Origin of the sequence: Ancylobacter sp. IITR112 (assembly GCF_041415945.1) — a bacterium.
Lineage (GTDB): Bacteria > Pseudomonadota > Alphaproteobacteria > Rhizobiales > Xanthobacteraceae > Ancylobacter.
In genome coordinates, this window is record NZ_JBGCUS010000001.1 from 1,377,728 (window position 1) to 1,397,747 (window position 20,020).

25 protein-coding genes are annotated in these 20,020 nt (G+C 68.9%); 5 read left to right on the forward strand and 20 right to left on the reverse strand.

Going from position 1 to position 20,020, the window contains the following annotated elements:
* Positions 1-7: 7 nt before the first annotated feature.
* On the forward strand, positions 8-811 hold the full coding sequence (gene eutC, locus AAC979_RS06345) for an ethanolamine ammonia-lyase subunit EutC (RefSeq protein ID WP_371349010.1): 804 nt from the start codon (positions 8-10) through the stop codon (positions 809-811).
* Between the two features lie 3 nt (positions 812-814).
* Here eutC and AAC979_RS06350 read toward each other — a convergent pair whose 3' ends face one another.
* The 20 genes from AAC979_RS06350 to gvpA all read right to left on the reverse strand — a co-directional run bounded on the left by AAC979_RS06350 (position 815) and on the right by gvpA (position 15,341).
* Complete coding sequence (locus tag AAC979_RS06350) at positions 815-1,198, reverse strand: hypothetical protein (protein ID WP_371345977.1); 384 nt, start codon at positions 1,196-1,198, stop codon at positions 815-817.
* A 68-nt stretch (positions 1,199-1,266) separates the two neighbouring features.
* Positions 1,267-2,295 carry a L,D-transpeptidase family protein gene (locus AAC979_RS06355; protein WP_371345978.1) on the reverse strand — a complete coding sequence of 343 codons (1,029 nt, stop codon included), beginning with the start codon at positions 2,293-2,295 and terminating at the stop codon, positions 1,267-1,269.
* Between the two features lie 146 nt (positions 2,296-2,441).
* Positions 2,442-3,395: a CDF family Co(II)/Ni(II) efflux transporter DmeF gene (dmeF, locus tag AAC979_RS06360; RefSeq protein WP_371345979.1), complete on the reverse strand. Its 954-nt coding sequence runs from the start codon at positions 3,393-3,395 to the stop codon at positions 2,442-2,444.
* An 8-nt stretch (positions 3,396-3,403) separates the two neighbouring features.
* On the reverse strand, positions 3,404-3,679 hold the full coding sequence (locus tag AAC979_RS06365; RefSeq protein ID WP_371345980.1) for a metal/formaldehyde-sensitive transcriptional repressor: 276 nt from the start codon (positions 3,677-3,679) through the stop codon (positions 3,404-3,406).
* A 158-nt stretch (positions 3,680-3,837) separates the two neighbouring features.
* Positions 3,838-4,143, reverse strand: a complete 306-nt coding sequence (locus AAC979_RS06370; RefSeq protein WP_371345981.1) for a gas vesicle protein K — start codon at positions 4,141-4,143, stop codon at positions 3,838-3,840.
* Positions 4,140-4,835, reverse strand: a complete 696-nt coding sequence (locus tag AAC979_RS06375) for a GvpL/GvpF family gas vesicle protein (protein ID WP_371345982.1) — start codon at positions 4,833-4,835, stop codon at positions 4,140-4,142. The genes AAC979_RS06370 and AAC979_RS06375 overlap by 4 nt, the downstream gene beginning before the upstream one ends.
* Positions 4,836-4,845: 10 nt before the next feature.
* The gene (locus AAC979_RS06380) at positions 4,846-5,082 is read right to left on the reverse strand and encodes a gas vesicle protein (protein WP_371345983.1); all 237 of its coding nucleotides are present in this window, start codon (positions 5,080-5,082) and stop codon (positions 4,846-4,848) included.
* The gene (locus AAC979_RS06385; RefSeq protein WP_371345984.1) at positions 5,075-5,872 is read right to left on the reverse strand and encodes a GvpL/GvpF family gas vesicle protein; all 798 of its coding nucleotides are present in this window, start codon (positions 5,870-5,872) and stop codon (positions 5,075-5,077) included. Before AAC979_RS06385 ends, AAC979_RS06380 begins: the two co-directional genes overlap by 8 nt.
* Positions 5,873-5,986: 114 nt before the next feature.
* Positions 5,987-7,000, reverse strand: a complete 1,014-nt coding sequence (locus tag AAC979_RS06390) for a GvpL/GvpF family gas vesicle protein (RefSeq protein WP_371345985.1) — start codon at positions 6,998-7,000, stop codon at positions 5,987-5,989.
* Positions 6,997-9,123, reverse strand: a complete 2,127-nt coding sequence (locus tag AAC979_RS06395) for a CDC48 family AAA ATPase (protein ID WP_371345986.1) — start codon at positions 9,121-9,123, stop codon at positions 6,997-6,999. Before AAC979_RS06395 ends, AAC979_RS06390 begins: the two co-directional genes overlap by 4 nt.
* On the reverse strand, positions 9,113-9,454 hold the full coding sequence (locus AAC979_RS06400) for a gas vesicle protein (RefSeq protein WP_371345987.1): 342 nt from the start codon (positions 9,452-9,454) through the stop codon (positions 9,113-9,115). The genes AAC979_RS06395 and AAC979_RS06400 overlap by 11 nt, the downstream gene beginning before the upstream one ends.
* Positions 9,455-9,485: 31 nt before the next feature.
* Complete coding sequence (locus AAC979_RS06405; protein ID WP_371345988.1) at positions 9,486-9,749, reverse strand: gas vesicle protein; 264 nt, start codon at positions 9,747-9,749, stop codon at positions 9,486-9,488.
* A gap of 96 nt (positions 9,750-9,845) precedes the next feature.
* The gene (locus AAC979_RS06410; RefSeq protein WP_371345989.1) at positions 9,846-10,097 is read right to left on the reverse strand and encodes a gas vesicle protein GvpG; all 252 of its coding nucleotides are present in this window, start codon (positions 10,095-10,097) and stop codon (positions 9,846-9,848) included.
* Between the two features lie 11 nt (positions 10,098-10,108).
* The gene (locus tag AAC979_RS06415; protein WP_371345990.1) at positions 10,109-10,909 is read right to left on the reverse strand and encodes a GvpL/GvpF family gas vesicle protein; all 801 of its coding nucleotides are present in this window, start codon (positions 10,907-10,909) and stop codon (positions 10,109-10,111) included.
* A complete protein-coding gene (locus AAC979_RS06420) occupies positions 10,906-11,919 on the reverse strand; it encodes a hypothetical protein (RefSeq protein ID WP_371345991.1) in 1,014 nt (337 codons plus the stop codon). The genes AAC979_RS06415 and AAC979_RS06420 overlap by 4 nt, the downstream gene beginning before the upstream one ends.
* A gap of 4 nt (positions 11,920-11,923) precedes the next feature.
* Positions 11,924-12,523: an Hsp20/alpha crystallin family protein gene (locus tag AAC979_RS06425; RefSeq protein ID WP_371345992.1), complete on the reverse strand. Its 600-nt coding sequence runs from the start codon at positions 12,521-12,523 to the stop codon at positions 11,924-11,926.
* A gap of 28 nt (positions 12,524-12,551) precedes the next feature.
* On the reverse strand, positions 12,552-12,905 hold the full coding sequence (locus AAC979_RS06430; RefSeq protein WP_371345993.1) for a hypothetical protein: 354 nt from the start codon (positions 12,903-12,905) through the stop codon (positions 12,552-12,554).
* On the reverse strand, positions 12,902-13,960 hold the full coding sequence (gvpN, locus tag AAC979_RS06435) for a gas vesicle protein GvpN (RefSeq protein ID WP_371345994.1): 1,059 nt from the start codon (positions 13,958-13,960) through the stop codon (positions 12,902-12,904). Before gvpN ends, AAC979_RS06430 begins: the two co-directional genes overlap by 4 nt.
* A gap of 100 nt (positions 13,961-14,060) precedes the next feature.
* Positions 14,061-14,900, reverse strand: a complete 840-nt coding sequence (locus AAC979_RS06440) for a hypothetical protein (protein WP_371345995.1) — start codon at positions 14,898-14,900, stop codon at positions 14,061-14,063.
* Positions 14,901-15,128: 228 nt separating this feature from the next.
* Positions 15,129-15,341 carry a gas vesicle structural protein GvpA gene (gvpA, locus tag AAC979_RS06445; protein WP_018390783.1) on the reverse strand — a complete coding sequence of 71 codons (213 nt, stop codon included), beginning with the start codon at positions 15,339-15,341 and terminating at the stop codon, positions 15,129-15,131.
* Positions 15,342-15,881: 540 nt separating this feature from the next.
* Here gvpA and AAC979_RS06450 point away from each other — a divergent pair.
* The 4 genes from AAC979_RS06450 (at position 15,882) to AAC979_RS06465 (ending at position 19,854) form a co-directional block, all read left to right on the forward strand.
* Entirely contained in the window at positions 15,882-17,075 is a 1,194-nt protein-coding gene (locus AAC979_RS06450) for a sensor histidine kinase (RefSeq protein ID WP_371345996.1), read from the forward strand.
* A complete protein-coding gene (locus AAC979_RS06455) occupies positions 17,068-17,760 on the forward strand; it encodes a response regulator transcription factor (protein ID WP_371345997.1) in 693 nt (230 codons plus the stop codon). Before AAC979_RS06450 ends, AAC979_RS06455 begins: the two co-directional genes overlap by 8 nt.
* 333 nt (positions 17,761-18,093) lie before the next feature.
* Positions 18,094-18,903 carry a phosphonoacetaldehyde hydrolase gene (phnX, locus tag AAC979_RS06460; RefSeq protein ID WP_371345998.1) on the forward strand — a complete coding sequence of 270 codons (810 nt, stop codon included), beginning with the start codon at positions 18,094-18,096 and terminating at the stop codon, positions 18,901-18,903.
* 63 nt (positions 18,904-18,966) lie between these two features.
* Positions 18,967-19,854 carry a proline iminopeptidase-family hydrolase gene (locus AAC979_RS06465; RefSeq protein ID WP_371345999.1) on the forward strand — a complete coding sequence of 296 codons (888 nt, stop codon included), beginning with the start codon at positions 18,967-18,969 and terminating at the stop codon, positions 19,852-19,854.
* The last annotated feature ends 166 nt before the right edge of the window (positions 19,855-20,020 follow it).

Consider the following 20,020-nt stretch of genomic DNA (forward strand, 5'->3'; position numbering starts at 1 on the left):
GGCCGATATGCCGATCGAGGAGACGGTGATCGAGGAGACGGTGATCGAGGATGGCTGGCGGCGGCTTGCCGGCGTCACCCCGGCGCGCATTGCCCTCGGGCGCGCGGGCACCGGCCTGCCGACCCGCGAGGTGCTGCGCTTCGCGCTGGCCCATGCGCAGGCGCGCGATGCGGTGCATCTTCCCTTCGAGGCCGCACGCATGGCGAGGGAAATCGCGGGGCTTGGCTTCGAGACGGTGGAAGTGACCTCCGCCGCCCCGGCGCGCGACGCCTATCTGCGCCGCCCCGATCTCGGCCGGCGGCTGTCGGATGAGAGCCGGGCGCGGCTGGCGGCGCGGGCGGGCGCGCCGGTCGACCTCGCCCTCGTGGTGGCGGACGGCCTGTCTTCTACCGCCATTCACGCGCAGGCGGTGCCGTTCCTCGCGGCGTTCAAAGCGCGGATCGCGGAGGCGGGATGGAGCCTCGCGCCGGTCTGCGTCGCCAGCCAGGCGCGGGTGGCGCTCGGCGACGAGGTCGGCGAGGCGCTCAACGCCAGCGCCTGCGTGGTGCTGATCGGCGAGCGGCCGGGCCTGTCCTCGCCGGACAGTCTCGGCCTCTACCTCACCTTCGCCCCGCGCGCCGGCCGCTCGGATGCCGAACGCAACTGCATTTCCAATGTGCGCGGCGAGGGGCTCTCGCACGAACACGCCGCCTTCAAGCTGGCCTGGCTGCTCAAGGAGGCGCTGGCGCGGCGCCTCACCGGCGTGACGCTGAAGGACGAGAGCGACCTTCTGCTGGTGGACGGGCAGCCGCCGCGACCACGGATCGGCTGAGCGCTATTTCTTGCGGCCGTATTCGCTGTCGAGCCAGCTATCGGTCGCCGCCATGCGCTGGAAGATGTAGGGCACGGCGCGCAGGCGCTTCACCGTCGGCCCGATTTCCCATGTCTCTCCATGCTCGAACCCCATAAGGATCACGTAGCGCGGCAGGGTGAGGAAGGGCAGGCGCAGCCGTACCTCCTTCACCACCACGAACTCCATATGGAGCGAGGGCGCGGCGAGATAGTACAGACCCTCGGCAGGCTCGTATTTCGCCGACAGCTTCGGCGCCACGGCCGGCGTGCCGGAGCGGATGAGCGCGAGTTCCGCCTCGGTGAAGGGCAGGCGCTTGAGATGGCGGGCGGTGGCCAGCATCTCGTTCGGGGTCATTCGGGTCGCCATGTCGCCTCATGCAAATGGATGAGACGCCTATCTGCCGCAAAGCGGCGGCAGGGGGAAGACGGCGGCGCTCAGTTGGCGCTGTCGCCCTCTTCCACCTCCGGCGCGGAGCCGGGATAGGGATCGGCGAGGGCGGCGGTGGGCTCGCTGACCGGGACCTTGCCGCCCGAGGTCATCGCCGCCAGCTTCTGCGGGCCCGAGCGGCGCAGAATGTCGCGGAAGCTCGCATGCATGCCGCCATCGACATAGGACGCTTCGGCCGGCGGGCGGGTGGCGGCGAGCGCGGCGACGGCCTGCTCGTCCTGCGCCTGCTTGCTGGCGGCAGCGATCAGAGCCGCATCGGGCGCCAGCGGCGGGCAGGGGGCGAGCGGATTCGCCACCACCGGCGCCGGCTCATTGCCCGGGGTGAAACGGTAGCGCCCGCCACAGGCCGCGACATTCGGCGGCACGCGGGTGACGGCGAACAGGTCCGTGCCTTCCTTCAGATTGCGCCAATAAGGCATGTTCGGATTGCCGCGGTGCCGGGCAAGATTGGCTGGCGTCATGCGGAAGGGCAGGGACTGCACCTGGAAGCCCGGCTGGCCGGCGGCGAGCGCGTCGCGCGCCAGCGCATAGACCTCGCCGACGCCGTCATTGGTCATGGCGTAGCAGCCGGCGGAGGTGCAGGCGCCGTGCACCATCAGCGCGCTACCACTGTAGCCGAGCGCCTGTTCCAGCGCGTTGGGGTAGCCGAGATTGAAGGAGAGGTAATATTGCGAGCGCGGATTCAACTGGCCGCGCGTGACGGTGTAGAAGCCTTCCGGCGCCTGCCGGTCGCCCTCGCGAGTCTTCGGCCCGAGCTTGCCCGACCAGCGGCACAGCGGATAGGTCTTGAGCAGCGCGTAGCGGCCGGAGCGGGTGCGCTTCCACACCTCCAGCTCGCTCTCCTGCTTGTAGATGCGCACCATGATCGGGTCGTCGGGCGTCATGCCCTTGGCCGCCATCTCCTGCATCAGCTTCTGCGGAATGGGAATCGAGCCGCGATCGTCGCCGTCCATGCTCGCGCAGCCGGCGAGAAGGAGGGCGAAACCGAGCAGAAAGACGGTGCGCAACAGGTTCATGGCAGCTCGGCTAGCGGGGCAACAAGGCGGTTCGACGGCAGCGGCGCTGCAGCGCGGCTTTCCACCGCCGATGCGGTCGGATTAACGCGTTTATGGTTTCCAGAACGTTAGTCCGCCAGGCCGTCGCGACGCTGTGGCCGACCGGCTCAGGCCGGCGGGCGGCACTCCACCGTCACATGCTGCAGCTCATGCACCGGCGCCAGCCGCGCGCGGATGGCTTCGCCGGATACGCCCGGCGGGGCGATCACGCTGACGATGGCGGCATGCGCCTGCGGGCCGACACGCCAGACATGCAGATCGCAGATGCGGGCATCGCCCGGACCTTCGACCGCCTGCGTCACCTCGGCGGCGAGGCCGGCATCGGTCTCGTCGAGTAGCACCGAGGCGGTGTCGCGCATCAGGTTCCACGCCCAGCGGGCGATCACCAGCCCGCCGATGACGCCCATGGCGGGATCGAGCCACACCCAGCCCAGGCTGCCGCCGGCGATCAGGGCGATGATGGCCAGTACCGAAGTCAGCGCGTCGGCCAGCACATGCAGATAGGCGCCGCGCAGATTATTGTCGCCGCCGCCGACCGCGTGATGATGCGGGTGATCGTGGTCGTGCGCATGGCCATGAGAGTGACCGTGTGCGTGAGCGTGGCCGCCGCCGAGCAGGAAGGCGCTGACCAGATTGACGATCAGCCCCAGCACCGCCACCAGCGTGGCCTCGCCGAACGCCACCTCCTCCGGCTGGTAAAGCCGCAGCAGCGATTCGAACGCCATAACGGCGGCGACGATGGCGAGGATCGCCGCCGAGGCGAATCCGGCGAGGTCGCCGACCTTGCCGGTGCCGAAACTGTAGCGGGCATCCGCCGCATGCCGGCGCGCATAGCCATAGGCGAGGGCGGCGATGCCGAGCGCGCCGGCATGGGTCGCCATGTGAAACCCGTCGGCCAGCAGGGCCATGGAGCCGGTGGTGAACCCGGCGGCGATCTCTCCGACCATCATCACCGCCGTCAGCAGCACGACGAGGCGGGTGCGCCGCGAATTCTCGTCATGGCCGGCGCTTAGGAAATCATGGGGATGGGTGAAGGTCGAAATGTCCGGCGGCGGGTTCATGGCGGCACCTAGCGGGTGTAGCGGCGGATGGCGTCCATCAGGTCGCGCGCGCCCTCGGCCCGGGCGGCGGGGGTGAGATCCGGATCGGCGACATGGGCATGGAGATGCTCCTCGACGATCTTCTCCATCAGGCCGCTGATCGCCCCTTTGGTGGCCGCCACGAGATGAAGCAGGTCGGCGCAATCGGCGCCGCCGGCAAGGCTGCGCTCGATGGCGGCCACCTGCCCGGCAATGCGCTGGACGCGGGCGAGCAGGGCGGGATTGGGTGTGGATAGGTGCGACATAGGATAGGGGGGTACCCTATGGGGCGCGGGCGTGCAAGAGGCGCCTCGCCCTCATGCGTAGGGCTCTGCCGGCAGCCTCGGCATGAGCGTCAGGCGGCACGGCGCTGCCACCGCCGGCCGGTTCGACGGCACTGTCGGCGGCACTGTTGGCGGGCAGCCTAAAGCTCGCTGAGCGGAAGCTGCAGTTTCAGGTCGAGGTCGGCATCCTCAAGGCCGAAATGCTGGCGCAACTCGGCCATCTTTTCTTCCAGCCGCAGCAAGGCGAGCCCGAGGCGCTCGGTTTCGTCCTCGGACAACGTGCCACCCTCCACCCGACGGATCGCCTGCCGCTCGATAACCTGGCGCAGCGTCTCCACCAGCATCAGCACCAGCTTGACGAGGCCCTGCTCGACTTTCTCCGGGTCGATGTCGATCCGGCCGCGCAGCGCCTTCTCCAGGGCTTCGGCGGACAGGGGCGCGGTCATTCGGGGCCTCCGGACAGATCGGGATCGGAAAAGGAATAGGGCGGCCACGGGCCGGTGACGGTGATGCCGAGATCCGGCCGCAGGCGCTGCAGCGCGGTGACATCATCGAGAAAGGCCGAGGCGCTGCCGCGCGGGACGAGGAAGGAAGCGCGCAGGTCCGGCTGCGAGGGCGAGCGCGCCCACAGCAGCCGGGAGCGGGCATGGGCGGCCAGGGCGTCATGCGGGAAGGCGGCGCTGGACGGTGGCCAGCCACGCTCGCGCCGGACCAGCGTGCGCAGATGCGAGGCGCCGGGACCGAGCCCGGGCGCTCCGGCGGCGGGCACCGGGCTGGGATCGTCCCCTTCGGCCAGACCGGCCACGCGCAGCGCAAATTCGACGCAGTGCCGCACCCGGTCGATCTGGGCCCGCAACTCGGTGTGATAGCGCGCCAGCAGGCGCAGGCAGGCGGCGCTGTCCTCCACCACCGTCCCGAAGCGCAGCGGAAGCACCGGCCGCCCGTCCGACAGCGCGGCCACCACCTCCTGATGACGCCATATCTGCGAGGGCTCCGGCGCCACCGTCGCATCCGCCGCTTCGCTCGCGGCGCAGGCGAGGCCGTTGGTTTCCTCAAAGAACGGTGCCGCCCCGCCAATGCCCGGCGGAAGCGGTATCTTCGGCGGCGGAGATTCGAGGATGGCGTAGAGGTACAGCATGGGCGTTGCCCTAATCGGCGTTAAGGTCCCGCGCGTCCGGCGGAGAAAGGGCCGCCTCGCGCATCCGATTGACCGTATCGGTCGAGGTGAGAAGCAGCTTGAGGCCGAGATAGACCAGATCGATGCCGGCCACCGAGATCGTCGCCTCGCCCCAGATCACCAGCCCCTTGTGCAGGGCGCGATCGAGCAGATCGGCGACGGCGATCTCGCCGGAATGGCGCGACGGCATGGGGGGAAGTTCAGACAAGCCCGCCTCCAGTGAAATGATAGGGCGCCCAGGGGCCGGTCAGCACGTAGCGGGCGCCCAGATGGGCATGCGCCCGCTCCAGTTCCGCCAGACTGGCCCGCCATGCCGCGTCGTCCTCCGTCGCGACGAGGTAGGCGCCGTTGAGCGCCATCGTCGCGGCCTGCCCGTGCAGCTCCGGCGGCTGCAGCGGATTTGCGACCGCCGCCCGTGCCCCGGCGGCGAGACGTTGATGGCTGAGGCTGACGCAGTGGTCGAGCGCGGCCTCGGCGGCGGCGCGGGCTTCCTGTTCCTCCTTCTTGCGGCGGAAGAACGCCAGACCCGCACCTGCCCCGATCGGTTCGGCGGTGCGGGCGGTGCGCGGGGCAGGGTCGAGGAACAGCTTCACCCCCCATTCCCGGGCGCCGCGCAGCCGGGCGACGCTTGCCTCCAGCTCCTCCCGCCGCGCCAGCAGCGCCTTGGCCACGGACACGGGCGACGCGAACAGGGTGCAGAATTTCAGCGGCAGCACGGTCGCCACCGGCAGCAGCGCCGATACGACGTGCTGATGGGCGAGCACGCAGGCGCGGCTCCAGGTGGCATCGGCAAGATGCGCGCGCAGCGGCTCCTGGCCGAAGACGTTCTCCGGCACCGCGCTCGCCAGCACCGCCAGGCTGCAATCCGCCAACGCGGGTTCGCCGAGCGCCGCCGCCGGGAGTTGCGCGACCGATATGCCGGGCAGGATGCCTTCCGGCGGCAGAAAGCGTTCGGCCTCCGCCGTGTGGTCGGCCGTGATGGCATAGACATAGAGCATGCTTGCCCCCTTCGCGCCTTCGCAAGGCCCTTCGTCGTCACTCCGCGCCTGCTGCGGCCGCTTGCGACGGCTCTCTTTCTGCTCGCCCGGCCGCTGCCGTCGGGCGACGGCCCGTCAGTCGAGCGGGAGCGTCTCCTGCCGGCGCAGCGACACCGGCGCGCCTTCGCTCTCCAGCACACGCAACGCCTCGGACAGCGCGATGAAGCGCGTCGCTTCCGTGTCCGATCCGCCCCCCGGCTCGGCATCGTCGCGTCCCGCACCCCCCATGGGCACCAGATCGGGATGTGTCTCGCGCGCGGCCCGGCGATAGGCCGCGCGTACCGTCGCGGCGTCCGCGCCAGCCGGCACGCCGAGCATCGTGCGCGCCTCGGCGACACGCGCTCTCGGGGCGAGATCAACCTGCACCGAGGCGAAGCTGTAGGGCGGCAGGGGGCCGACGAGGCGGAAGGTGAGGGCGCCGGCGCCGTCGGCGTCGAGCGACTCCAGCGCCGCGCCCAGTTCCGCCTCCGCCGCCCGATCGACCAGCAGCGCCATTTCGACCACGCCAGCGGGATCGGCCGGTTCGCGCACCGTGATATCCCGTGTCGCCCGGCGCAGCCGGTCGATCACCCGGCTCCGCAGCCGGCTCCGTTCGGCCGCGACGAGCCCGGCGAGGAGGGCGCCCAGCGCCTTGCGCTCGCTCTCACCCCCCTCCGCCGCCGCGCGCACCAGCTCGGCGGAGACGCCGGGAAGCAGCCGCGCCACCACCGTGTCGAGCTGCCAGGTGACGGACAGGCTCATCTCGATGCTGTCGCCCACCTCCTGCAGGCCCCCTGCCAGCACGGCGCCGCCCGCTTCCAGCAGATGGCGCACGCGGCTTTCATCCTCGATCACCGTGCCCAGGGCGACCGGAAGCACCGGCGCCCGCGCCAGCAGCCGCTCCATCACCTTCTGGCTCGCCAGCAGCCACGGCAGCAGCGCGCTGCGCTCCCGCCCTTTCAGCCCGCCTTCCGGTGCCGCACCGACCACGGCGGCGAGCGCGCCGGCGGCGATGGCGCGCAGCCCCGGCGGCAGCCCTTCGCCCTCGTCGAGCAGGGCCGGGTCGAGCCGGTGGGCCGGCACGACGGCGAAAACGAGAAGACCGTTCATGCCGCGGGCTCCCGCTTCATGGCCAATAGCGCGCCGGTGAAATGCTCCGCCGTCACCGCGAGGCTGGCGGGCTCGGGGGCGGAGCCCGAACCTGTCGTCACCAGCGCGCGGATGGCGGCGACGCCGGCCTGCCGGCACAGCGCCTCGATCTCGGCGCCCACCATGCCCTCGGTCGCTCCCGCGAGCGCGTCGAGGTCGACATCCGGCGCGAGCGGCATGCGCCCGGCGTGAACGTCGAGGATGGCCCGGCGGCTGGTATGGTCCGGCGCGTGGAACTCGACCAGAAAGTCGAAGCGCCCGGGCCGCAGCAGCGCGGCGTCGATCTGGTCGAGCCGGTTGGTGGCGGCGAGCACGGTGACGCCGCGCAGCTCTTCGACACCGTCGATTTCGGTCAGCAACTGCGCCACCACGCGGTCGGTGAGGGCGCCGCCAGTGCCGCCGCGATTGGGGGTGAGCGTGTCGATCTCGTCAAAGAAGATGATGCAGGGCGCGGTCTGGCGCGCCTTGCGGAACACCTCGCGCACGCCGCGCTCGGATTCGCCGGCCCACATGGACAGGAGCTGCGGGCCCTTCACCGCGATGAAATTGGCGCCGCTCTCGCCGGCCAGCGCCTTGGCGAGCAGCGTCTTGCCGGTGCCGGGAGCGCCATAGAACAGGATGCCCTTGGGCGGCTGGATGCCGGCCGCGGCGTAGAGCGCGCCATGGCGGGTCGGCCATTGCACTGCCTCGACCAGCAATTGCTTGATGGCGTCGAGCCCGCCCACATCCGACCATCGCTTGTGCGAGGGCTGGGTGACGATCTCGCGCAGCGCGCTCGGCTGGGTGCCGGCCTGGGCGGCGATGAAATCCTCCGCCGTGACCACCAGCGCGGCGAGCTTTTCGTCCGGGACGCGGCCATCGGCGAAATTTATGTCGGGGATCAGCCGGCGCAGGGCGCTCATCGCCGCTTCCCGGCACAGCGCCGCGAGGTCGGCACCGACGAAGCCCGGCGTGCGGAAGGCGAGACGGGCGAGGTCGACATCCCCGGCCAGCGGCATGCCGCGCGTGTGGATCTCCAGTATCTCGCGGCGCCCGCCCTCATCCGGCACACCGACCAGGATCTCGCGGTCGAACCGGCCCGGCCGGCGCAGGGCGGGGTCGATGGCGTTGGGAATATTGGTGGCGGCGATGACGATGACCTGGCCGCGCGACTGCAGCCCGTCCATCAGTCCCAGAAGCTGGGCGACGACGCGGCGCTCGACCTGGCGGTCGCCGCTCATCTCCTCGCGCTTGGGAGCGATGGCGTCGAGCTCGTCGACGAAGATGATCGACGGGGCGTTCTTCTCCGCCTCGTCGAACAGGCGGCGTAGCTGCGCCTCGCTGGCTCCGTACATCTTGTCGATGATCTCGGGGCCGTTGACATGGATGAAATGGACATTGGCCTCGCGCGCCACGGCGCGGGCGATCAGCGTCTTGCCGGTGCCGGGCGGGCCGCACAGCAGCACCCCCTTGGGCGGGTCGATGCCGAGATGCTGGAACACTTCCGGGTGCTTCAGCGGCAGTTCGATCATCTCGCGGATGCGGCGCACCTCGTTGGAGAGCCCGCCGACATCCTCATAGGTGACCGCGTTGCCTTCGCTGCCGCTGACGAGGCAGCGAAGCTGGGTGTCCGGGCCGATCATCACCGGGCCCGGCGGATCGGAGCTTTCGACGGTGAATTCGCGGGTCTGGGCTCCGATCAGCGAGGCGCGGACCCGGTCGCCGGCCAGCATGGGAATGCCGTCGAGCAGGCGCCGCAAGGTGCGCGTATCCGGCGCGCGGGCGCCGCTGCCAACCTGCGTCAGGCTGACGGCGCGCGCCGGCGCCACAAGGGCCGGGTGCAGCGTGACCTGCTCGTCGAGGCTCGCGCCGGCATTGACGCGGGCGAGCCCGTCCATCTGCACCAGGTTCTGGCGCCGCATGCCGGCATGGGCCGGCATCACCCGGGCGACGGTGGTGCGGCGGCCGATGATGGACACCACGTCGCCCGTCTCCACGCCCAGCCGTGCCATGTCTTCGGGATCGAGACGGACCAGTCCCCGGCCGACATCGCGGGTCGGGGCCTCGCAGACGCGAAAACTGGCGGCGGCAGGGTCATCGGCCATGATGGTCTCCCGGCGCCGCGACCGCTTCCTCGCCCGGCGGCAGGACGCTGGCTTCAAGCCGGTCCAGCCGCTCGCGCAGCAGCCGGTTCTCCTCCGCAAGCTGGCGCGCCTGGGAATTGAGATGCGGGTCGCTCTGCCACCAGTTGATGCCCATCGACATCGCCCGGTCGACGGAGGCGACCACCAGCCGCAGGCGGATGTTGAGCAGTTCCACCTCGACCAGCGAAATGGTGATGTCGCCCGCGATCACGATGCCCTTGTCCAGCACGCGCTCGAGAATATCCGCCAGTCCGACGGCCTGGAGGGAATGCTCCATGCGCTGTTCGTTCATTCCGGTGCACTCCGGCCGGCGCCGCAGCGGCTCACGGCGCGTCCTCCATCACCTGGTCGCGCAGATAGCGGCGCATACGGTGATAGCTGGTCACATTGCCGTCCGGATCGAGCGTGATGCGGTAGGCAGCCAGCAGGTCGGTGGAGGAGGGGATGCGCTTCAGTTCCAGCAGGTTGACCGTCATCTCCCAGCCTCCGTCGGTGGCATTGAATTCGGAGACGCTGTCGGCGGAAAAGCCCGTCAGTTCCTGAACCTGCGTCTTCACCTTGCGGATCAGTTCCAATGTCGTCGCCATGCCTCGTCTCCTGCTCCGCGGCCAAACCGCTTGTGTCGCCTGTGCCGTGGATCGCCGCGCCCGGCGGAGCGGCGCCCCACGCGGACGGCTGGGTCGCTAGAGCCCGCTGCGCATGCGTTCCCGGGCGATCTTGAGCCGCTGCAGCAGGACGGTTTCCTGCGCCTCATAGGTGTCCTCGTCGATCGCGCCGGCTTCCAGCCGCTGTTCGAGATCCAGCAGCGCGGCGCGGATATTGCTCTCGTCATAGAGGGTGCGTTCGGCCTGGTCGGCGATGAGGCGGGCGAGCCAGAGCACGCCCTTGAGCGGCCCCACGGCCGGCGCGAACACGACATCGGTCAGTACGCCCATGGTGATTGCCCCTACCAGTGAATGGTGATGGTCACGAAATTGTAGGGCGGTACCGGGCCGACATATTTGAAGGTGAGCCGGTGGCCCCACTCCTCATCCATGGCGCGGATGGCGGCATCGAGCCGGGCTTCGACCGCCTCGTCGACCAGAAAGGCGGCGTTGACGATCATCCGGTCGCCGATCACCTTGTTGAGGCGCGTCTTGTGCACGAAGGGGCGCACCCGCTCCAGAATGCGCTCCTCGTCCTCCTGCCGCTTGCGCTGCAGCGCCTGGCCGATCAGTTCGCCGAGCTGGACACGCTCGTAATGGCTCTGTTCCGGCGAGCGGCCGACCAGCGAATCGCGCAGCCGGCGAATGGCGGGATTTTCCGCCAGCACCTCGTCGAAGATCGTCTCCTCGCGCCACGATACTTTCAGCCCGAGCTCCATCCGCCCGTGCATCTGGCCGAGCAGGCCGGCGAGCTCGTCCCGGCGCGCCCGCAGGATCTTCTCGACGATCGTCTCCGCATCCGAGCCCACCGTGCCGAAGCAGACGGGAAGCAGCGTATGCCGCGCCATCACTGTTTCCAGCACCCGTGTATGGGCGAGCATGTTGCGCCGGCTATTGTCATATTCGATGCGCGGTGAGTTGCTCACCACCGCCGCCAGCCGGCCGAGGGTGATCGTGTGCACCTCGTCACCGCGCCCGCCGATCGCCGGGACATCGAAGCTGTCCGGTGCCGGCGCCTCGATGATGCCATAGAGATATTTGCCGTCGCCGGTCGCTGCGTCGGCGGATTGGGCGGTGCCGGGGGCGGAGAGAGTGGCGCTCATGGCGGGCTTTCAGCGTTGAGCGGCACAGCGGCCAGCCGCAGGCTCAGCGGCGTGCCGCCGGCGGAAAGGAAGTCGGACAGGCGCCGCAGGATGCGGGTGCACCAGGCTGCAATGGCCTCGCCGCTCCATTCCGGCCGCAGGTGGAGAAAACAGGCGTGCAGATCGCGGTAAATGCCGGTGATTTCGCCCGCCATGCGCGCCATCAGCCCGTCGACCAGCAGCCCATCCAGTTCGGCCGCCTCCGTCGACCGGCCGGCCTGGACGAAGGGCGCCACCTCCAGAGCGAAGGGGAGCGCGATCTGCGCGTCGGCGAGGCGCAGCAGCGGGCGGAGCTGGTCCTTCGGCAGCGTCCCCGCGGCCAGCGCGGCGTCCGCCCGCCGTTCCAGCTCGGCACGCTGCGGCAGGTTGTTCACCGCCCGCGCCAGGGTGATGCGGTCGAGGTGGCGCAGCGCATCGGCGAAGCCATGGGCGATGCAGAAGCCGTTGGCGAGCAGTTCCGTCACCGCGCCGGTCGACAGCGTGCGGCCGAGTTCCGCCGCCAGCGGGGCCAGCGCCGCCGGCCCGTCGGCTTCCACCGTCAGCACGCGCGCCGCCGTCGTCGCCGGGGCCTCCGACAGCGGATGGGCATGCTCATGCGCCAGCAGCGCCTCGGCGGCGAGGCCATCGTCCCAGAAGCCTTCCGCCACCATGATCGGCCGGTTGACGAAGACGAAGCACTCATCGGCGTGACGCGGATCGTAGAGATTGACCATCGGCCGCTGCGGCAGCCGCATCAGATCGTCGGCCAGCAGACGCTGCGTGCGCGCCAACTGCCCGACCAGCGGCGCCAGATCGTCGAGCACGAACAGCGTCACCGTCCCGTGCGGCCACACGCCCTGCTCCGCAAGACGGCGCACGACACGTTCCTCCGCCTGCACCACGGTCGATATGTCGACCGCGCAGTCGGTGACGACCCGGATGCGGGTGCTCCCGACATGGAACGTGCCGATGCCCTCCGCGACACCGCTCATCGGCTCAGACCTTCCGCAGCTTGACCTGGAGGATGCCGTTGCGGTGGCTGCGCTCCAGCGAGGCCGGGTCGACGGGGGCGGGCAGCGTCACCGTCTTGGCGTAGAGATGCCGGCCGGTCGTCGCCAGAGCGAGCCGGTCGCCGTCCAGCGACAGCGAGATTTCGCTTTCCGCCACGCCCGGTATTTCGGCGGTGACGATCACCTGCTCGTCCTCGTCAAACACATCGACCAGCGGCTCGCGCACATCCTCGACCACCGGACCCTTGGCGGTCGGGTTGAGATTGCCGAAGCGCCGCACCTGCGGAACGCCGCCAATCCCGGTGCGCAGGCTGAAGCCATAGACGCCACGGGCCTGATCGCCGAGGCCCTTGACCCTGAACTCGCCTTCGCGCTGAACCTCTTCGGCCTTCTCCACCAGCGAGCCGAGCATTTCGACCAGCCCGCCAAGGCCGCGAAAGGCAGCGCCGAGATCGGCCATCGCCTCGGAACGCGGCGCGCCTTCCGGCCGGGCGCCCGGCTTACGGTGCGCGGCCCCATCCTTGCCGCCGGCGTCCTGGCCCCCCTCGTCCTTGCTGCCGTCCCTGCTGTCGTCCTGGCCGGTCATGGTGGCGTCCCTCTGCTGGGCCTGAGACCTAGTATTCGATGAGCGCATGCGACGGCGCCGCCGGGGCGGCGGCGGGCTTCTGTCTTTGCCGGGACCGGCGCGGTGCCGGCGTCTGGGGCTGCGGGGAGGGCGGAGCGTCGAGGAGAAGCACCCGCATCGAGGCGAGTTCCTCATCCACCTTCGCCAGCATCCGCTCGGCCTCGGCCTGCCGGGCGCTCCACGCTTCCAACTCGCGCAGCAGGCGGGTGCGTTCGTTCTCCAGCCGCGCGAATCGGCTGACCGCCTGCGTCCGGTTGGCCGGGGCGGAGCGGGTCAGCCGGGTCTGCACCGTCGCCACGTCGCGCAGGCCGCGTGTGCGGGCGGTTTTCTTGTCGCTGTTCATGCCGGCGTCCCCTGCGCTGCGGGCTTGGCGCCGGCGCGGCCCGGGCGGGCCAGGGAGGGGCAATGCGTCTGGATCAGCGCGTAGAGCGCGGCGCGCCGCTGGTCGCGCGCCTCCGTCTCGGCGCGCTGGCCGGAGAAGATGCGCGATTCCAGCGCGTCGGAGCAGAGCTGAACGAAGCGGGGATCGTCGACCGACACCTCAAAGCCCTCCTGCGCCGCCACCCGGGCGATCATCAGGCTGGCGCGCAAGGTCGGCGTCTGCTGGTAGTCGCCGGAAGCCCGGAACGCCCGTACCAGATCAATGATCCGGGCGGCGCTCTTCTCGGGCAGTCCGGTGCGGGCGGCGGCGACCGCCAGTTCCATCGCCCGGTCGGGATAGTCCACGTCGATGGTGGCGAGGCGGTCGGCGAGCGCGTCCTGGCTCGCATGCACGCCGGCATATTCCTGCGGGTTGCTGGTGAAGATCGCCCGGAACTCGGGGTGAACCTTGATGTAGCATTCCTCGCGCGCCTGGGCGGGGAGGAACAGCATCCGTTCCTCGAACACGCCGAGCAGCACGTTGTGGGTCTCGGGCCGCGAGCGGGTGAACTCGTCATAGACCAGCGTGAAGCCCTCGCGGCAGGCGGTGGTCAGCCGGTGGTCGGTCCAGTGCTGGTTGGCCGTCTCTTCCAGCTTGGTGACGTTGTGAATGAACTGGTCCACCACCTTGCGGTAATGATAGCCGCGCTGCGAGCCGACGAGATCGGCGGTGCCGAGTTCGTTGTCGCCGGTGATGATGATGACCGGCCGGCCCATCTGCGCCGCCACATGAAGCGCCAATGTGGTCTTGCCGGTGCCCGCAGGCCCGCGGAAATGCAGGGGGTAGCCGGCATTGAGGAAGGCAAGCCCGCGCCGGGTGAGGTCACGCACCTGTTCGGTCTCGACGAACCCGCTGCGCGGCCGTGGAGTCAGCGCGGATGGGGCGGAGCGTCCGCCGGCCTTTGGCTGGCCCGAACCTTCTCCCGCCCCAAACCCGGGAAGAACCGAAATCGGCTCCTTCGATGTGGCCTCAACCATGCCGAAACTCCTTGTCCTTGCCGAACGCGCCATTGCCGCCAGTGACCCGGCGCCGGCGTGGTGACGACGCCGGCGCTCGCTCTTGATCGCCCCGGGCCGGTCACATGGACTTGGCGGAGGGGCCCTTGTCGCCCGCCGGCTTGGAACCGCCCGACTTGCCGGTGTCAGCCTTCGCGACATCGACCTTGGCGGGTTCGACCTTGGCGGGTTCAACCTTGGCGGTTTCGACCTTGACCGGCTCGGCCTTGGCGGTTTCGCTCTTGGCGATCTCAGCCTTGGCCGGTTCGGCGGGGACGGCGGCTGCCGGTACGGGCTTGGCCGGCTCCTCGACGGCCGCCACGACTTCCGTCGGGGCCGCGGTCTTCTCAGTTTCGGCCTTTGCCGGCTCGACCTTGGGAGGCTCGGCCTTAACAGGGGTGCTCGCGGCGACGACCGACGAGGCGCGCCCGAGCCACAGGCTGGCGGCCTGCTGGCGGTCCTTGGTGAGCGCCGCCAGGAAGGCGAGATTGTCCGCCGTCAGTTCCTGCACCTCGCGGCCGAGGGCGGCACGGTCCTGCTGGCGCTGGCGCAGCGCCTTGGCAGCCTCCGCGCCGCGCAGCGCGGACTGGGTGCCGAGCCATTTGCGCGTGGTGCCACGCAGCGCGGCGAAGCCATCGGCGAGGGCGCGGTCGAGCCGCGCGGCTTCCTGGGCGCGGGCCTTGCGGTAGCGGTCAATCCGCTCATCCGCCTCGCCGAGCAGAATGGCGGTGCCCAGCTTGATGCTGCGCAGGGCCTCGTCGAGGCGCTGCTGCTGTTCCGAGGCCATCCGCCGCCGCGCGGCCTGGGCCTCGCTGAGGTGGCGGGCGGTATCCTTGCGAATGCGACCGAGCGCCCCGTGGCGCGCGTCGCGCGTGGCGGCAAGGGTCGCGACGGTATCTGAAATCTGGCCAGCCAAAGACATGCTCGGATGCTCCTTGCCCTCGTTGACGGTTGCTGTCATCGCCGCCGGGCAGCGAACGGCGCTGCGGCCATGTCGGCCGGCGGAGAGTGCCGAAGTCACCGATCAGCCCGGCGGGCAAGCTGATCGGTGCCCGGCTTGCGGATCCTGCCGGCGACGAGCCCCGTCGGCAGGCAGGTCCAGTCCGGGAGGCGGTGCCGAGCGGGGCGAAGGCGTCCGCCCGGCCGCGCCTCACGCCGCCTGGGCGCTCGCGGTGAGCCCGACGGCCTCGGCGTACTTCAGGTAGGTGTCGACGCCGGCGACGACGACGCGGGCCTCGACGGCCAGCAGTTCGATACCGACCAGCGAAACGCGCACCCAGGCATCGACCACCACGCCCTTGTCGAGGATGCGATCCACGACTTCGGCCAGGCTGCTCGAGGCGTTGATCTTCTCTACGGCCATTTGAACCTCCTCAGAATGAAAGCTGGATATTCCCCGAATGTCCGAACGAGCTCCGCAGAGCTTCCAACGGAGCCTTCGAGCGGCGCCACACTGCGATGGACACCCCCCGGAACGAAAGGCGCCTGATCCCGCTGTCTCATGCGGCAAACCCGGCCGTTTCGGCGGGAGAGCAGAATACCGCTGAGGGTGATCCCCTACCTGCTTAGGGAAAACCTTGCCGGCAGTGGGGGAACGCCATGTGCAACCGACCAAGAACCGCTTTCGCCTGCAACAGGAGGTGGTATCATTAGGTAGTACTCTGCGGCCTCGCAGCCGTATTCCACACCGACGGAGGGTGGTTAAACTGCCCCCGCCACTCGCGATGTGACCCGACTTTCCCTCATTTCACGGTATTCGCCCTGCCATCATGTCGCATGCGCTAAAGAATCATTTGCATAAATTCGAATGCAGTTGTACCGAATTGGCTGATCGGTCATCTTAATTACCCAAACGTCTAGCGATAAACGGTCTCGGGGGCGAGAGTTTATTGGGAAAATTGAAATGAAAGCTTATGTACTACGCAGCGGAGAAGTGGACTCAGCCTCTTCTCCGGCGAAATGCCATGGGCGATTGCGGGCGAGAAGGCTGACGCAGGATAGTGCGGTCGACGCGGTGCTGGCCAATTTCCCGGAAGCGGTGATCAGTTTCCGGCGCGGCGCCATACGGTCGGCCAACATCGCTTTTTGCCGGCTGTTCGGGCTGGCCCGCGCCCAGGTGGTCGGGCGCTCGGCGCAGGCTGTGCTGGCCCGCCTCTCCTTTGCGCCCGTCGACATTGCGGCGCTGCTGGCGGAGGCACCCGGCCAAGCCGACGATGTCGATCTCGTGCGAGGCGCGCCCGGCCGGCCGCCGCAGGACCTCCGCGTCCGGCGCTTCGCCATTGAGGGCGAGGGTCAAGGCGCACTGCGGGCGCTGGCCTTCATCGACGAGACCTCGTGGCGGAGCTCCCAGCGCGCGACCGAGGTTCTGGTGGAAGAGCTGTTGCGTGCCGATCGCCAGGCCGCGCTCGGCGAGATGGCGATGGCGCTGGCACATGAGATCAACCAGCCGCTGGGCGCCATCGTCAATTTCGCCGGGGCTGCCCGCCGTTCCCTGAACGGCCGGTCGGTGCGGGCCGGCGAACTGGACGAGGTGCTGATCAACATCGGCGCCGAGGCGGCCCGCGCGGGCGACGTGGTCAAGAGCCTGCGCTCCTTCCTCAAGGGCGCGCCGCAACCCTCCAGCGATGCCTGTGTCAATGCGGCGGTGAAAGTAGTGCTCGGTTTCGCCGAGCCGGCGATGCGCGAACAGTGCATCGACTTCAGGCTGCATCTGGCAACGGAACTGCCAGCGGTGCGAGGCGACCAGATCATTCTTCAGCAGATCATCCTCAATCTGGTCACCAACGCCATACAGGCGATGGGGAGCCAGCCCCTCGGCCGGCGCCGGCTCGACATACGCACGCTGCGCGAGGGCACCACAAAGGTCCGGGTCGATGTGCGCGACACCGGCATCGGCCTGCCGGCGGAACTCGGGGAGCGGATATTCGAGCCCTTCATCACCACCAAGGTCAATGGTTCCGGCCTGGGCCTGTCCATCGCCCGCACGCTGGCCCAGCGCCTCGGCGGTAGCATCGAGGCGGCAGCGGAGGCCGGGGAGGGCAGCCGCTTCACCATTCGCCTGCCGTGCCGTGGCGACGACGAGATGACCGATGCGTGAGGCGGCGGTTTACATCGTCGACGACGATCCCGGTCTCAATGCTTCTCTCGCGGCGCTTTTCCGGTCCGTCGGCCTGCGAACCGAGCTGTTTCAGCATCCCCAGCCCTTTCTGGAACTCGCCCATGTCAGCCGGCCTTCCTGCCTGCTGCTCGATGTGCGGCTGCCCGGCATCAACGGCATCGACGTGCTGGAACAGGTCGGGCGGATCGGCTGGACCATGCCGGTGGTGATGATCAGCGGCCATGCGGATGTGGTGATGGCGGTGAGGGCGCTGCATGCGGGCGCGCGCGACTTCCTGGAGAAGCCGGTCAACGACACGGTCCTGCTTCAACTGGTGCAGCACTGGATACGCTGGGACTCGCAGAACTATTCCTGCGAACTGATCTGCGACAACATCCGCGCCAAGCTGGCGACGCTGACGGAGCGCGAATATTCGGTGCTGCAATGCATGCTGCGCGGCCAGCCCAACAAGGTGGCGGCGCATGCGCTGAGCCTCAGTGTCAAGGCCGTCGAGGGGCATCGCATCAACCTGCTGCACAAGATGGGCGTGCAATCGCCGGTCGAACTGGTGCGCATGGTGAGTTCCTGCCCGAAGGCGACCTACAACCCGATGCGCTGTTCGCGCGACCATGGCGGGCGGGGCGGGGCTGAATATGGTTGTCCGCTGCTGCGCAAACCCCGGTAGAGCGCTTTGGAGCTAGAGCATTTCCGGTGAATTCACATTCACCGGAATTGCTCTAGCCCTCTGATCATACGCAATTCCTATCGCAAAACCGCCATGCACTTTTGCGGGAATTGCTCTGAGTGGATAGCGGTTCGCGTGGAGAAAACGCGATGAAAAAATTGGAGCGCTCTCTTCACCGTTTCGCGGAAGCGGTGAGATGATCCAGACGTGCGTTGGTGCCGCCCAGGGTGCCGGCGGCACGGTCTTGCGCGCGACATGAAACGGCGGGATAGCGTTACGCGCGCACCGTCCGACCTGTAGGCGGCGCCGGATGCCTCCAACTGGATCAACGCCATGTCACTTTCCCGCCTCAAGGCCGTCGTCTTCGACTGGGCCGGCACCGTTGTCGACTTCGGCTCACTGGCGCCGATGGGCGCCTTTGTCGACGCCTTCGCCGCTTTCGATGTCGCGATCAGCATCGACGAGGCGCGGGTGCCGATGGGCATGGCCAAGCGCCCGCATGTCGCCGCGCTGCTGGCCATGCCGCGCATCGCCGCCGAATGGGAGCGCGTGCATGGCCATGCGCCGGGCGAGGGGGATATCGACGCGGTCTATGAGGTGTTCGTGCCGAAGAATATCGCGGTCGCGGCGGACTATGCCGACCTCATCCCCGGTGCGGCCGAGACGGCGGCGGCGCTGCGGGCGCAGGGGCTGAAGATCGGCAGCACCACCGGCTACACCCGCGAGATTATGGCCCGGATCACGCCGATTGCCGCCGCGCAGGGCTTCGTCGCTGACGCCATGGCCTGCACCGGGGATGTGCCGGACGGGCGGCCGACACCCTTCCTGATTTGGAAGGTGCTCACCGAGCTGCAGGTCTACCCGCCCTCCGCCGTGGTCAAGGTCGACGACACCGAGGTCGGTATCGCGGAGGGGCTGAATGGCGGCGCCTGGACGGTGGGCGTCGCTGTGACCGGCAATGTGTTCGGCCTGTCCAAAGCCGATACCGAGGCGCTGTCGCCGGCCGAATTCGCGGCGCGGCGCGCGGCCGCGGCCGACAAACTCACCGCCGCCGGGGCGCATTATGTGATCGACGGCGTCGCCGACCTGCTGCCGGTGCTGGCCGCCATCAATGGCCGCCTCGCGCGCGGCGAGATGCCCTGAGGAGCCGTGCCGGCGGGCCCGGCGGGGGCATGGCGTGACCGGTGCAGAGGAGGGATGGAGCATATGTGGCGGGAGATCGAGCCGCGGGAGCGGCGGGACATACAGGTCGGCACGCACCGTGTCGTCGCCTATCTCTTCGGCGAGGGCGAGGAGACGGTGTTCCTGCTCAATGGCGGGCCGGGCCTGCCCTGCGACTATCTGCGCGAGGCGCATTCCTGCCTGATCGACCATGGCTACCGCGTGGTCGCCTTCGACCAACTGGGCACTGGCGCCTCGGACCGGCCGACCGATCCGGCATTGTGGACCATCGCGCGCTATGTCGAGGAAACCGAGGCGGTGCGCACCGCGCTGGGGCTCGGCAAGGTGCATCTGCTCGGCCATAGCTGGGGCGGCTGGCTCGCCATCGACTATGCGCTGACCTATCCCGAGGCGTTGAAGAGCCTCATTCTCGCCGACACGGTCGCCGACATGCCGCATCTGGCGAGCGAGCTGGAAAAGCTGCGCGCCGCGCTGGGGCCGGAAACGGTGGCGATGATGCAGAAGCACGAGGCCGCCGGCACGTTCGATCACCCTGAATATCAGGCGGCGATCACCCTGCTGAACTACCGCCATGTCTGCCGCCTGCCGGAATGGCCGGCGCCGGTGCTGCGCTCGCTCGGCGACTGGAACATGGGCCCCTACATGACCATGCAGGGGCCTAATGAGTTTCTCTATATCGGCAATCTCAAGGACTGGAACCGCATTCCGGACCTGCCGCGCATCACCGTTCCCAGCTTCATCGTGGTGGGCGAGCGCGACGAACTCACCCCGGCCTGCGCGATGCGGATGAAACACGCGCTGCCCGATGCCGGCATCAACGTGGTCGCCAATGCGAGCCACATGCCGTTCTACGAGAATCCGGCCGGCTATTACCCGCCGCTGCTGGATTTTCTCGCCCGCACTGCAGGCTAGAGCCATTTCCGCAAAAGTGCGTAGCGGTTTTGCGGCAGGAATTGCGTATAATCACAGAGTTAGAGCATTTCGTGCTCTACATCATGGCACTGTTTCACGTAAACAATGACATGATCTAATTCTTTGTTTCATCGCGTTGTCTTCACGCGAACTGGTGTCTGTTTCG

Excerpts from the sequence above, each read along its gene's own strand:
- eutC (WP_371349010.1), top strand. The coding sequence starts at position 8 with ATGCCGATCGAGGAGACGGTGATCGAGGAGACGGTGATCGAGGATGGC.
- AAC979_RS06350 (WP_371345977.1), bottom strand. The coding sequence starts at position 1,198 with ATGGCGACCCGAATGACCCCGAACGAGATGCTGGCCACCGCCCGCCAT.
- AAC979_RS06355 (WP_371345978.1), bottom strand. The coding sequence starts at position 2,295 with ATGAACCTGTTGCGCACCGTCTTTCTGCTCGGTTTCGCCCTCCTTCTC.
- dmeF (WP_371345979.1), bottom strand. The coding sequence starts at position 3,395 with ATGAACCCGCCGCCGGACATTTCGACCTTCACCCATCCCCATGATTTC.
- AAC979_RS06365 (WP_371345980.1), bottom strand. The coding sequence starts at position 3,679 with ATGTCGCACCTATCCACACCCAATCCCGCCCTGCTCGCCCGCGTCCAG.
- AAC979_RS06370 (WP_371345981.1), bottom strand. The coding sequence starts at position 4,143 with ATGACCGCGCCCCTGTCCGCCGAAGCCCTGGAGAAGGCGCTGCGCGGC.
- AAC979_RS06375 (WP_371345982.1), bottom strand. The coding sequence starts at position 4,835 with ATGCTGTACCTCTACGCCATCCTCGAATCTCCGCCGCCGAAGATACCG.
- AAC979_RS06385 (WP_371345984.1), bottom strand. The coding sequence starts at position 5,872 with ATGCTCTATGTCTATGCCATCACGGCCGACCACACGGCGGAGGCCGAA.
- AAC979_RS06390 (WP_371345985.1), bottom strand. The coding sequence starts at position 7,000 with ATGAACGGTCTTCTCGTTTTCGCCGTCGTGCCGGCCCACCGGCTCGAC.
- AAC979_RS06395 (WP_371345986.1), bottom strand. The coding sequence starts at position 9,123 with ATGGCCGATGACCCTGCCGCCGCCAGTTTTCGCGTCTGCGAGGCCCCG.
- AAC979_RS06400 (WP_371345987.1), bottom strand. The coding sequence starts at position 9,454 with ATGAACGAACAGCGCATGGAGCATTCCCTCCAGGCCGTCGGACTGGCG.
- AAC979_RS06405 (WP_371345988.1), bottom strand. The coding sequence starts at position 9,749 with ATGGCGACGACATTGGAACTGATCCGCAAGGTGAAGACGCAGGTTCAG.
- AAC979_RS06410 (WP_371345989.1), bottom strand. The coding sequence starts at position 10,097 with ATGGGCGTACTGACCGATGTCGTGTTCGCGCCGGCCGTGGGGCCGCTC.
- AAC979_RS06415 (WP_371345990.1), bottom strand. The coding sequence starts at position 10,909 with ATGAGCGCCACTCTCTCCGCCCCCGGCACCGCCCAATCCGCCGACGCA.
- AAC979_RS06420 (WP_371345991.1), bottom strand. The coding sequence starts at position 11,919 with ATGAGCGGTGTCGCGGAGGGCATCGGCACGTTCCATGTCGGGAGCACC.
- AAC979_RS06425 (WP_371345992.1), bottom strand. The coding sequence starts at position 12,523 with ATGACCGGCCAGGACGACAGCAGGGACGGCAGCAAGGACGAGGGGGGC.
- AAC979_RS06430 (WP_371345993.1), bottom strand. The coding sequence starts at position 12,905 with ATGAACAGCGACAAGAAAACCGCCCGCACACGCGGCCTGCGCGACGTG.
- gvpN (WP_371345994.1), bottom strand. The coding sequence starts at position 13,960 with ATGGTTGAGGCCACATCGAAGGAGCCGATTTCGGTTCTTCCCGGGTTT.
- AAC979_RS06440 (WP_371345995.1), bottom strand. The coding sequence starts at position 14,900 with ATGTCTTTGGCTGGCCAGATTTCAGATACCGTCGCGACCCTTGCCGCC.
- gvpA (WP_018390783.1), bottom strand. The coding sequence starts at position 15,341 with ATGGCCGTAGAGAAGATCAACGCCTCGAGCAGCCTGGCCGAAGTCGTG.
- AAC979_RS06450 (WP_371345996.1), top strand. The coding sequence starts at position 15,882 with ATGAAAGCTTATGTACTACGCAGCGGAGAAGTGGACTCAGCCTCTTCT.
- AAC979_RS06455 (WP_371345997.1), top strand. The coding sequence starts at position 17,068 with ATGCGTGAGGCGGCGGTTTACATCGTCGACGACGATCCCGGTCTCAAT.
- phnX (WP_371345998.1), top strand. The coding sequence starts at position 18,094 with ATGTCACTTTCCCGCCTCAAGGCCGTCGTCTTCGACTGGGCCGGCACC.
- AAC979_RS06465 (WP_371345999.1), top strand. The coding sequence starts at position 18,967 with ATGTGGCGGGAGATCGAGCCGCGGGAGCGGCGGGACATACAGGTCGGC.